This is a genomic window from Malaciobacter canalis (genome assembly GCF_008000835.1).
GTDB lineage: Bacteria > Campylobacterota > Campylobacteria > Campylobacterales > Arcobacteraceae > Malaciobacter > Malaciobacter canalis.
The window spans coordinates 468,411-480,306 of sequence record NZ_CP042812.1; the positions used below are offsets into that span (position 1 = coordinate 468,411).

Consider the following 11,896-nt stretch of genomic DNA (forward strand, 5'->3'; position numbering starts at 1 on the left):
ATTTTGAGAATTATAATCAATAATGAATAAAAGTAAACTTATTTATTAACCTTTCATGATAAGAAACAGTTAATTTTATTCATAACCTATAAAAACAAATAGTAATATTACTATTTGTTTTTTAGTTCTAAAAGAAGTTTATTAGTGTTTTTTATACTAATAAAAATAGTTGCAAGAAGTAGAATAAAAGCGATCAAAATACTAATAGTAACAGCATTACTAGTTGCAATTGTAGCATCTGTTCTACTTCTTTTTTTAGCTTTTTCTTTACTCTTCTTAGAAGCTTTAACTTCTTTAAAACCATCAGGAGGAGCAATACCATCTTTGATAACAGTATGACCTTCTCCCCCATCTAAAACTATTTGATAAGGAATTTTTGGAATATCAATAGTTAGTTCATTAGAAGCAGGAAGTCTTTTCTCAAAAAGAATCTCTTTATTATGCAATGCTTCTAAAACCAATAAAGCACCAGCAGCACTTTGTCCTGTATTAAATACTCCTTGAGCAGTAATTGTCCCATCTTCATTATCCATTACACTTAAAACTAGTGAATGTGAAAATAAAAATATTGGAGTTAATAAAATTAGTAATAAACTAGATATTTTTTTCATATTTAACCTTTTTATTTAAAATCCAAAATAATTTAGCTTCACTTCTATTAGAAGGAAGTTTTTTAGCAATATAAATTAAAATTGCACCAAATAGAATAAGTGAAATATCCACAGCAAGTATATTTCTTAGATTAAAACTAATAAGTTCAAAAAAAGAGAATCCAGAATTTATTGAGTGAATAAATGCAGAAAGAATAAAAATTATTCCACCAGAGTATAAAAACTCTTTAGATGCTTGATACGAGTTGATTCTAAAAAATGACCAAAAAAGTGTAAAAAGCCAAACATTATAAAAAATGCCTTGTTGCCAAAGTACTCTATGCTCTAAAGAGAAAGGAAGTAGCCATTGAAGTAAAAAAAGCACACCCGTTGCTGGTATTACACCAATCATACTTGCAAGAGTAAATTTTCCTAGCCAGTGATAAAATGTAATCTTTCCATCGAATTTTTTAGCTTTTTTTTCTAAATATAACATCATTGCAAAACCAATTGCAATTGCACATAAAGCCATAATAATAGCAACTATAATTCTTGAAAAGATATCTATCCCAAATAAAAAATGCAAGAAAAATAGACTCTCAGCTACAAATACAGGCCAAACTTTATCCATTACTTTTTGATTTTTTATTAGTTTTCCTGATTGGGCATTTAAAGTAACTGTTGGTCGATTAAATATTCCTCCATTTAAAAATGGTTTATAAGGGTTATATCCTACTATTTCTACTTGTGCTGATTTGTCATTCCAGTTTTTTAATCTTATTTGTTTAAAAGTAAGCTCAGGATTAACTTTTGAAGCTTTTTTTAGTAGCTCTTTTAACTCAAGCATTTTTGTTGGTTCATTTAATTTTTTGATAGGTTTACTCTCTTCAAAGAGTACTTTTCCTACAACTTCATCAATTGCTTTTGCTTCACCTTTTGAAACTATTTTTGACATAGGTCCTGAACTTATTAAACCAACATTCATAACAGCTCCACTTAAAGTAATAAGTAAAAATGGTAAAAATGCCCAAGTAAATACTTTTACATGTATTTTAGAAAAGACTGCTTGTTGATTTTTCCCTTTATTTGCAAATTTAAATAAATATATTAAAATAAGTCCTGTAATAGTTAAAACTAAAGTTCCAACTGCTACAAAGCCAAAAGATAAACGACCTATTAGTTTTAAAGGTTGCCCATAATGTAGCTCATTTAAAAAATCAGCAAGATGTGATTTTTCTTTTGTTTCATCTTCTAATTTCTCTTTTGTTGTAGGATTAAAAGCGATTGGCTTTACAAAAGGATTTGTAATTATAACAGCAGGGTCATTCATCCTTCCAGGAAGATTTATTAATATATCATCTTTAGGAAAACTTTCATCTTCTAAAACTTTATTTATCATATAATTATAATCTATATTAAAAATATTAGTAGTTTGTATATGTCTTGATGGTTTTTCCCATGTTTTAATATAAGGAAGAAGTATTGCAAAAATACCAAAAAATATCGCAATATACATAATTATAGAAAAAATTACTCCAGCAGCAATATGAATTCTAAAAAGTCTTTGTTTAAAAAGTTTTGATTTGTTCTCTTGCATATAAAATCCTTAATATAATATATAAAGTGCAATTGCACAAATTGTAGTTGGTATTATGAATCTAAGTAATGCAATAAGTTTTGTATAAGATAGTATAATCCATGTTGTAGCACAAGCCCATGCTAAAGTATTAAACATTATTGAAATTATTGTAGATTCTTCAATCTTAAGTGGGATAATAAAAGCAAGTAGTGTCATAAATAAATAAGAAAGAATTAACCCTCCAAATATACTTAAAATAACTCTAAACCAGCCTAATATTTTTCCATTTTTTTCAGGAGTATTTAGTTTTGTATATGTCTTTTTTATCATATATTACCTTTGTTTATTTCCCCAAATTTTGGGGAAATTTTAAAATCTATAGCTAATACTAGCCATAACAGCTCTAGCAGTTCCTGCATAAACTCTTGTTCCTCTAGCATTACTTGATAAAGCACCATCAACATATTTTTCATCAGTTAAATTTTGAACACTAAAATTTACTCTGTAATTGCCTTTTTTATAACCAAGTGTTGCATTGTAGATAATTTCTGAGTCAAATTTTATTTTATTTGCATCATCTGCATATCTACTTCCTAAATACCTAGCTCCACCTCCAATATACATATTTGGAAGATTTAATGAAGTTAAATTATATGTAGTAAATATATTTGCTGTATGTTTTGGTATATTTCTTAATTCATTATCATTGTTATCTTTGTTTTTTGTATCTGTATATCCATATGATGCAACAATTGACCAGTTTGAAGTAATTTGTCCTGATAAGTCAAATTCAAAACCTTTACTTTTTTGTACCCCACTTGCAATAGAGGCTTGGTTTGTTGGATCATTTGGATCACTTAAAGCAATATTTTTCTTTTCTATTTTAAACATTGCAGCAGTAAGATGAAGATTATCATTAAATAGTTTTTGTTTAACTCCTATTTCATATCCTTTCCCCTCCTCAGGGTCAAGAATGTTTCCTTTAATGTCATTTGCGCTATTTGGATTAAAAGACTCAGAATAGTTTGTATAAATAGAAGTTTGAGGTGTGATTTTATAAACTAATCCAAAAGATGGAGTAGTAGCTTCACTTCTTTGACCATTTTGTGGTTTTGATTCACTATATCTAACACCAGCACTAAAGATTAAATCATCTGTAAGATTTATGCTATCTTGTAAAAATGTTCCCCATGATTTAACATATGTTTTATCTTTTGACATATTCATTGCACCAGAGTGATCTGATAAATCAGTTAATGACTCATAATCAGGGTGAGAAATATCTATATTATATGCAGCAAATGGGTCAAAAAACATATCTAGTTTTGAGTAAGCTTTATTATAATCAATTCCAGCACTAATATTGTTTTTAAAATCTAAAATATTTACTTGTTTATTTAAAGTATATTGTAATACATGCTCTTGAAACTCTTGTTTTTGATATGCATATGCTCTGTTTACTGTATTTGTAGCTTCATTGAAACTTAATGGCATATGAACATTTCCATTATCTCCTACATAATCTATATATCTATATCTTAAGTTAGAGTTCCAAGTATCAAAACTACTATCAAAATCAAAACCAACTATTTTTTGAGTCTTTTTAAACTCTTCATCTGGGTTAGAAATAGTGTTTTTTAATGGTGCGACAAGTTTACCTTTACTATTAACATAAGTACCAAACGCAGAGGCAGAAGTTTCATCTGTATACTCTGCTAAAATAGTTAATGTATTATTTTCATCAAAGTCATATGCAATAGAAGGAGCAAGAAAAACTCTATTTGTATCTGTATTTGAGTTAGTATATCCTTCATCATATTTAAGTGTAGAAACCAATCTATATCTTAATGAACCATCTTCATTTATACTACCTGTTACATCAAGTTTTGGTGTATATGAGTTATTGTCAGTAAGTTCTAAAGATATTTCAGAAGAAGCCTCTTTTTGTGGTTTTTTACTAACTAAGTTTACTAATCCACCAGGACTAGACTCTCCATATTGTAAGGAGTCAGGTCCTTTTAAAACTTCAACTCTTTCAAGATTATATATCTCAGGGTGAGCAATTTTATTAGTGATTTTTAAACTATCAAATAGAATTGGAACACTAGAAAATCCTCTCATCCCAATTTGAGTAGTTCTTCCATGACTATCACCTTGATAAGTTGTATTTGATGACATTTGTATAATATCTTCGATATTTTGAATTTGTGCATCTTGGATTAAATCTTGATTAAATACTTGAATAGATTTTGCACTATTTTCTATATCTATATTTGTTCTATTTAGTGAAGGTTTCTCTTTTGTTAAGTAGTTTGATGTTTCACTTCCTATAATAGTAACACTATCTAGTTCTTTTGTTTTTTCTTTGTTTGTTTGTTTACTATTTGCAAGTAGGGGTGAACTTGCTAGTAAAATAGTACAAAGAGATATTGACAGCTTTTTTGGTAAACCAAAAGTTTTCATTTATGTGTACTCCTCAAATAATTTAGGGAATAATACATAAAATGATTATGATTATCAATATGTTAATATCATAAAAAGGAAAATATTAGCTACAAAAAGGAAATTTAAAAACTATTAATTTTTTTTCTATATTCACTTGGACTTATTTTAAAGTGATTTAAAAATAGTTTACTAAAATGACCTATATGTTTGTATCCTACTTTCAAACATGCTTCTTTTACACTAAAATCTTTTTCTAACAACTCTTTTGCAACCTCTAATCTTCTTTTTTGAAGCATTTTATATATAGTTGTGCCATAGTACTGTTTAAAATCTTTTTTTAAATAACACTCGTTTGTTGCTGCTTTATTTGCGATATCTTTTATACTTAAAGCTTGTGCATATTGTGAAAGAATTATCTGTTTTGCTTTTTTTAGTGATTCTATTTTTTCCATATTAAAATCTTTATTATCTGTACATTTATTAATTATTTTATTTATAGTGTAGTGTGCCAAATTTAATGCCATTGATTCAAGATGAAGATTAGATAGAGTATTTTCATTGATTGTTTTATTCTCAAAGTAAGATAGCAATTCAAATTGATAAGAATCCATATATCCACCTTCAATAATAAAGTGATTAACTGCTTTAGTCTCTTGCATTATTTCACTTAATTTTTCTAATTTTTTTGCTAATTGTAAAAAAAGAAGCTCTTTTATTCCAATAGATACAGCTTTGTATTGTTTATTTTTCTTTAGGTGCATTTCTACTGAAAATTTATCTGAAGAAAGGCCAATAAAAAACGAATTCTTTTTTAATATAAACTCTTTATTATCTTTGAAAAAATATTTTATATTATTTGATAAATTAAAAATCAATACTGCTCCTGCAATATTTGAAGAAAGATGAAGTTTATAATCATCATTTAGTTTGTAATCATATGTATAACTAGCTATGCCATTTCCAAAATCATGCCAAAGAAAAATCCCCTTTCCATAATTATGTTTTATATTTGTCAATAAAGTTTCTCTTGAAAAAGGATTATTGATTTTTTTACTAATTTCTATTAAATTATTATGATTTACTTTTTTCATTATTTGAAATATCCTTGAAATAAAATAGTTATAGTAGTAAAAAAAAATTAAAATATCTTTAATTAATGATAGTGATTATTATAATTAGAGGACAAAAGAAAATAACTCTTAATATTACTTAAGAGTTATTTTATCTTTTAAAATTTATAACTTATAGTTGCAAGAACGGCTCTTGGCTCTCCTATATATACTCGCGTATCACTTGTAGTTCCTGAAGCTGAACCATCTACATACTCTTCATCTGTTAAGTTTTGAACACTAAGATTTGCTTTCCAGTTTCCTTTTTTATAGCCAAGTGTTGCATTGTAAACAATAGTTGAGTCTAGTTTTATGCTATTTGCATCATCTGCATATTTACTTCCAATATATCTAGCTCCTGCACCCACATAAAAATTTGATAAGTCAAAAGCTGATAGTTTATATTTTGTAAAAATATTAGCAGTATGTTTTGGAATATTTCTTAAGTTATTATCATCGTTGTTCTTATCTTTTGTTTTTGTATATCCATATGAAGCAATCATAGACCAATTTTGTGTAATATCTCCTACTAAATCAATTTCAAACCCATGACTTTCTTGTTTACCACTTGGAACTGACCATCCACTAAGAGATGGAGCATTTGGATCTGCTAATGCAATATTCTCTTTTTCTATTTTAAACACAGCAGTTGTTAAATTTAATTTATCATTAAATAGTTTTTGTTTAATACCAAGTTCATACCCTTTTCCTGTTTCAGGCTCTAAAACATTTCCACTTTTATCTATGGCACTATTTGGAGTAAATGATTCAGAGTAGCTTGTATATAAGCTTGTTTTATTTGTAATATGATAAATCAGTCCAAAAGATGGAGTAATTGCATCACTTTTTTGTCCCTTTTGAGGTTTAGACTCACTATATCTTAATCCTGCATTAAATATTAGTTTATCCGTAAGATTTATACTATCTTGTAGAAACATTCCCCAAGATTTAACACTTGTTTTTGCTTGTGACATATCTCGTGTTATATTATATGAATCTACAGGATTTATATGTTGTTCATAAACAGGATTTGAAAGATTTATATTATAAGGATGCATGGCAATATTTGAACTTCCTTGTGAAGTTGATTTATTATAATCAGCTCCAATACTAATATTATTTTTTATATTAAGTATTTGAAACTCTTTATTAAAAGTATATTGTAAAGCATGTTCTTTAAATTCACCTCTTTGATTTGCAGAAAATCTTGTCACTTCATTTGTGGCTTCATTATACATAAGAGGTAAATAAACATCTCCATAATCTCTTATGTGTTTTATATATCTATATTTAAAATTAGAACTCCAAGTGTTATATCTACTATCAAAATCAAATCCAAGAACATTTTGAGTTCTTTTAAACTCTTCATCTGGATGAGAAGTGACATTTTTGATTGGTGCAACAAGTTCTCCTTTACTATTTACATTAGTTCCAAAATTTGTAGGAGATGTTTCTTTATTGTATTCACTAATAAAAGTAAAAGTATTATTATCATTTATATCATATGCTAAACTAGGAGCAATAAATATTTTATTTGTATTTGTATTACTATTTGTATATCCTTTATCATATTTATAAGTAGAAATAAGCCTATAATATAGTGATTTATTTTCATTTAAACTTCCAGTTAAATCAATTTTTGGTTTATATGAGGGATTGTCATTTATTTCAAACTCTAAATTTGCCATAGACTCTTTTAAGGGTTTTTTCTTAACTAAATTTACAATTCCACCTGGACTTGATTGTCCATATTGCAAAGAATCAGGTCCTTTTTGTACTTCAACTGAATCCAAAGCAAATACTTCTGGATTAGGAATTTTATTTGTAACTTTTAATCCATCAATTAAAATAGGAACTGATGAAAATCCTCTCATGGAAATATTAGTTGATTTTCCATCTGTATTACCAGTATAAACAGTATTTGATGATAACTCTATAATATCATCAATATTTTGAAGATTGGCATCTTGAATAAAAGCTTCATTAAAAACTTGAATAGATTTTGCAGTATCTTCTATATCAATACCTGTACGATTTAATTTTATTTTTTCTTCACTTTGATAATTTGAAATCGCATTTTCAATTATATTAACTTCATCTAATTTTGTACTCTCTTGTGCAAAAAGTAATTCACCTGTTAATAAAAAAGAAGAAAGACTTATGCATAAATTTCTTTTAAGAAATTCTTTATTCATATAATACTCCTAAATTTTTTTATTTTCGGATACTATATAAATTGATACTAATTATCAATACTTAAAAAACACTATAAGGAAAAGTTTATTGGATAATGGGGAAATCAAAAACTATTGAGCTCTTTTCTATAATTATTTGGGGTAATTAAAAAATGATTGAAAAAGAGTTTACTAAAATAGCTAGTATTGTTATATCCTACTTTTAAAGAAACTTCTTTTACACTAAAATTTTCTTTTAAAAGTCTTTTTGCAACTTCTAGTCGTCTTTCTTGAATCATTTGTAGGATTGTCATTCCATAATATTCTTTAAAATCTTTTTTTAAATAACACTCATTTATTGCAGATTTATAAGCTATGTTTTTTATAGATAATTTAGAGTTATAATCCTTCATGATTATCTCTTTTGCTCGCTCTAAAGAGGATATTCTATCTTTTTTTAAGCTTCTTGAAGATTTATCATTTAAAGATTTAGAAATTTTTTCAATGGTATGATGAAGTAAATTTGTGATTTTTGATTCTAAATATATACTTTTTAAACTATCCTCAAAATAGTTTTCATCTTTAAAATCATTGGATAATTCAGATTGTAGTGCATCAATTTGCAAATTTCCTAGAACATAATAGCTTTGTTTAAATGCAAGTTCCATGTATTTTTTAATATTTTCAATTTTATATGCAATTTTTAAAAATAGGTCACTTTTTGTTCCTATGAAAATAGAAATAAAAGCTTGATTTTTTTTCAAAGGAATTTCACAATAAAACTCATTTGAAGCTAGTTCTAAAAAAAAGTGATTTTTTCTTAAAGTATGCTCTTTTTTATCTTTATATGTAAAATTGATATTTGAACCAAGATTAAAGATTAAACATGCTCCTGGAACTTGTGATTTCTCATATAATAATAAATCTTTATTAGGAGTAATTTTTCTAACAAAAAGCGCAATACCATTTCCCATATCATAAAAGATAGTAAAACCTTCTCCATACTCTTTTTTTATTTTTGCAAAAGATGTCTCTCTTGAAAAAGGATTTTTAATCTTCTTTTCTATATCTATTAAGTCATAGTAGTTTACTTTTTCCATTATTTATTATTATCCTTATTTAATTTTGATAATAATAATTAAAATATGATTAATAGATATTTAATTAAATAGAGTAATTAAGTGTTTGAATAAAGCGTTTTTGTCTTCGTTGTATCTAATAATTGATTCTTTAATATGTAATTTAAAGTTATTTTTATTAATACCCCTAAATTTTTTTAATCTTGTGTTTATAAAATCTTCAAAGCAATTTTGGGTTTTTAAAAAGCCTATAACAATAAATCTTTCTTCTCTTTTATTATATAAAAGCTTTGCACTATTTGCTTTTTTATGTTTTAATAATTGCTCTTTTATCTGTTTGTCAATCTTTGTACAATTTTCTTCAACTGATACTATTTTCTCTTCATCTTCAAGAAAAAACATAATTTCATTATTAAAGTTAATATATTTTAGTAAACAGCTATTTTTACAAGCAATTTTTTTCTCATTAGAAATCAAATGAAAGCGTATTTTTTTATAGTAGCTATTTACTGTTTGTCTACTAATATCTAGCTTTTTTGCTGTTTGACTTGCAGTTAAATCTTGGGTAAAGCAAAGAGATAACTTCTCAAGTTTTGAAGAAGTAAGTTTAGAGTTTTTAATTTTATATTTTATTAAATCTATATTTGACATAAAATAATTATATTTAAAATAAATGTGTAAAAAATGTGAAATATTTTTTCTAAAATTATCTTGTCATGATAAAAACTTTACTAAAGCCTTTGTAAGGAAAAAAAAGAAATAATTTCAAATATTAATTCTGATAATGATTATCACACACAAGGGGAAAATTAATGAAATCATTTAATAAAAAGATATTAACACTATCTTTATTTGCAGCTTTTGCATTGCAATCAAATCTAGTTGCAAAAGATGCAAAATCTTTAGGTACAGTTGATGTAGTCTCTTCAAATGACACAGAAACTACAAAATCATATACAGTGGATTCGATTAATTCTGCAACAAAATTAACATTGTCTTTAAAAGATACTCCACAATCAGTAACAGTTTTTACAAATCAAAAAATGAAAGATTTAGGAATTACATCTTACCAAGATATTTTAAGTAATGTAACAGGTGTTTCTTTAAGTAGATGGGATGAGAGGTTAAAAACAAGTGCTAGAGGATTTACTATTGATTATTATAAAATTGATGGAATGCCTACTTATTCAAGTTTTGACGAAAGGGATTTAGATCTTTCGATTTTTGATAGAGTTGAGATTGTAAGAGGTGCAAATGGTCTGTTAACAGGAGCTGGTAATCCAGGAATGAGCATCAATCTTATTAGGAAAAGAGCAAATAGTAAAGAGTTAAAAGGTAATGTAACATTAAAAGGTGGTTCTTGGGATAATTATAGCGCAACGGTTGATATCTCAACACCATTGAATGAAAAGGGAACTGTAAGAGGTAGGTTTGTAGCAAAACAAGAGAATAAAGATTCTTTTATGGATTACTATGAAAAAGAGAATGAAATACTTTATGGTGTAGTAGATATGGATTTAACTGATTCTACTTATTTGTCAGTTGGAGCAAGTTATCAAAACCTTGATAGAAGTGGTATTAGATGGGGTGGTTTACCTGCATTTTATAGTGATGGAAGTAAAACAAATTTTGATACTTCTGATATAGTTACAAATAAAAATACTTACTGGAATGCAGAAACAAAAAGTGTATTTGCAGATTTTAAACAATATTTTTTAAATAATTTATCATTTAATTTATCATTTTCTCATAATAGATATAAAAATGAATCAAATTTATTATATTTTGGTGGAGTAGTTGATAAAACAACAGGAATAGGTCAGGGAAGTATTTCTGGATATGTAAATGAAGATTATGAAAAAGAGAATAATATAGATGCTTATATATCTGCTCCATTTGAATTAGGTGGCTTAGATCATGAAGTTCTTTTTGGTTACACATATAATAGTAGTAAATCAAAATATAATCATCAAGGAAGTGCAAAGCAAGATTCAAATTTAGGAAATCCTTTAATAAACTTTAGAAATATTAATTTAGATAGTATAGATAATTTTAGATATTATGATGGAACACCAAATAAAACTACACAAAAAGCCGCTTATATAGTTGGTAAATTTTCACTTTTAGATGATTTGAAATTAGTAACTGGTGCTAGGTTAACAAATTGGAAGTATACTGAAGATAGTGGTGAAAATAATAGAGAATTTGAAAATGAATTAACTCCATATGTTGGTGTAATTTATAATATTGATAAAAACCATTCAATTTATACAAGTTATACAAGTATTTTTAATCCACAAGATGAAAAAACTCAAAGTGGAAATTATTTAGATCCAATTGAGGGTAAAAACTATGAACTTGGTGTAAAAGGGGAGTATTTTGATGGAAAATTAAATACTTCATTAACATTATTTAGAGTAGAACAAGATAACGTAGCTTCAGCTATAGATGGAGTATTTGTTGAAGGGACAAGTGACCCAGCATATAAAGCAGCTGAGGGAGTTACAAGTAAAGGTTTTGAATTTGATGTACATGGTCAAATTACTAATAATATAAATTTAAGTTTTGGAATTGCTAATTATGAAGCAAAAGATGCCAATGGTGATAAGCATAATACAGAAGCTTCAAGAACAACAGTAAATCTTTTTGCAAAATATAAGCTAAATGATTTAAGTTTTGGGGCAGGGTTAAATTATAAAAGTAAATATTATACTGGTGAAGGGGCAACAAAAATTACACAAGATGCATTTACTTTAGCAAATGCAATGATTGCATATAAAATAAATAAAAATGCAAATTTACAATTTAATGTAAATAATATTTTTGATAAAGAGTATTATACTGGAATTGGTAAAAATTTGATGAGTCACGGTACACCAAGAAATGCTACACTAACTTTACAATACTCATTTTAATTACT

9 protein-coding genes are annotated in these 11,896 nt (G+C 26.4%); 1 reads left to right on the forward strand and 8 read right to left on the reverse strand.

The window, feature by feature from the left end:
• Positions 1–110 precede the first annotated feature (110 nt).
• The 8 genes from ACAN_RS02345 to ACAN_RS02380 all read right to left on the reverse strand — a co-directional run bounded on the left by ACAN_RS02345 (position 111) and on the right by ACAN_RS02380 (position 9,627).
• On the reverse strand, positions 111–611 hold the full coding sequence (locus ACAN_RS02345; protein ID WP_099333821.1) for a hypothetical protein: 501 nt from the start codon (positions 609–611) through the stop codon (positions 111–113).
• Positions 595–2,187 (reverse strand): PepSY-associated TM helix domain-containing protein, encoded by a 1,593-nt coding sequence (locus ACAN_RS02350; protein WP_099333822.1) that lies wholly within the window; start codon positions 2,185–2,187, stop codon positions 595–597. The genes ACAN_RS02345 and ACAN_RS02350 overlap by 17 nt, the downstream gene beginning before the upstream one ends.
• A 9-nt stretch (positions 2,188–2,196) precedes the next feature.
• Positions 2,197–2,499, reverse strand: a complete 303-nt coding sequence (locus ACAN_RS02355) for a hypothetical protein (RefSeq protein WP_099333823.1) — start codon at positions 2,497–2,499, stop codon at positions 2,197–2,199.
• Positions 2,500–2,538: 39 nt separating this feature from the next.
• The gene (locus ACAN_RS02360; RefSeq protein ID WP_099333824.1) at positions 2,539–4,632 is read right to left on the reverse strand and encodes a TonB-dependent siderophore receptor; all 2,094 of its coding nucleotides are present in this window, start codon (positions 4,630–4,632) and stop codon (positions 2,539–2,541) included.
• A 104-nt stretch (positions 4,633–4,736) separates the two neighbouring features.
• Positions 4,737–5,705 carry a helix-turn-helix domain-containing protein gene (locus tag ACAN_RS02365; RefSeq protein ID WP_099333825.1) on the reverse strand — a complete coding sequence of 323 codons (969 nt, stop codon included), beginning with the start codon at positions 5,703–5,705 and terminating at the stop codon, positions 4,737–4,739.
• 137 nt (positions 5,706–5,842) lie between these two features.
• Positions 5,843–7,918, reverse strand: coding sequence for a TonB-dependent siderophore receptor (locus ACAN_RS02370; protein ID WP_099333826.1), 2,076 nt, complete (start codon positions 7,916–7,918; stop codon positions 5,843–5,845).
• Positions 7,919–8,022: 104 nt separating this feature from the next.
• Positions 8,023–8,997, reverse strand: a complete 975-nt coding sequence (locus ACAN_RS02375) for a helix-turn-helix domain-containing protein (RefSeq protein ID WP_099333827.1) — start codon at positions 8,995–8,997, stop codon at positions 8,023–8,025.
• 60 nt (positions 8,998–9,057) lie between these two features.
• Entirely contained in the window at positions 9,058–9,627 is a 570-nt protein-coding gene (locus ACAN_RS02380) for a hypothetical protein (protein ID WP_099333828.1), read from the reverse strand.
• Between the two features lie 161 nt (positions 9,628–9,788).
• Between ACAN_RS02380 and ACAN_RS02385 the strand changes: the two genes are divergently transcribed.
• On the forward strand, positions 9,789–11,891 hold the full coding sequence (locus tag ACAN_RS02385; protein WP_099333829.1) for a TonB-dependent siderophore receptor: 2,103 nt from the start codon (positions 9,789–9,791) through the stop codon (positions 11,889–11,891).
• Positions 11,892–11,896 lie beyond the last annotated feature (5 nt).

Coding starts and splice junctions, on each gene's coding strand:
- ACAN_RS02350 (WP_099333822.1), bottom strand. CDS start 2,187: ATGCAAGAGAACAAATCAAAACTTTTTAAACAAAGACTTTTTAGAATT.
- ACAN_RS02375 (WP_099333827.1), bottom strand. CDS start 8,997: ATGGAAAAAGTAAACTACTATGACTTAATAGATATAGAAAAGAAGATT.
- ACAN_RS02355 (WP_099333823.1), bottom strand. CDS start 2,499: ATGATAAAAAAGACATATACAAAACTAAATACTCCTGAAAAAAATGGA.
- ACAN_RS02380 (WP_099333828.1), bottom strand. CDS start 9,627: ATGTCAAATATAGATTTAATAAAATATAAAATTAAAAACTCTAAACTT.
- ACAN_RS02365 (WP_099333825.1), bottom strand. CDS start 5,705: ATGAAAAAAGTAAATCATAATAATTTAATAGAAATTAGTAAAAAAATC.
- ACAN_RS02360 (WP_099333824.1), bottom strand. CDS start 4,632: ATGAAAACTTTTGGTTTACCAAAAAAGCTGTCAATATCTCTTTGTACT.
- ACAN_RS02370 (WP_099333826.1), bottom strand. CDS start 7,918: ATGAATAAAGAATTTCTTAAAAGAAATTTATGCATAAGTCTTTCTTCT.
- ACAN_RS02385 (WP_099333829.1), top strand. CDS start 9,789: ATGAAATCATTTAATAAAAAGATATTAACACTATCTTTATTTGCAGCT.
- ACAN_RS02345 (WP_099333821.1), bottom strand. CDS start 611: ATGAAAAAAATATCTAGTTTATTACTAATTTTATTAACTCCAATATTT.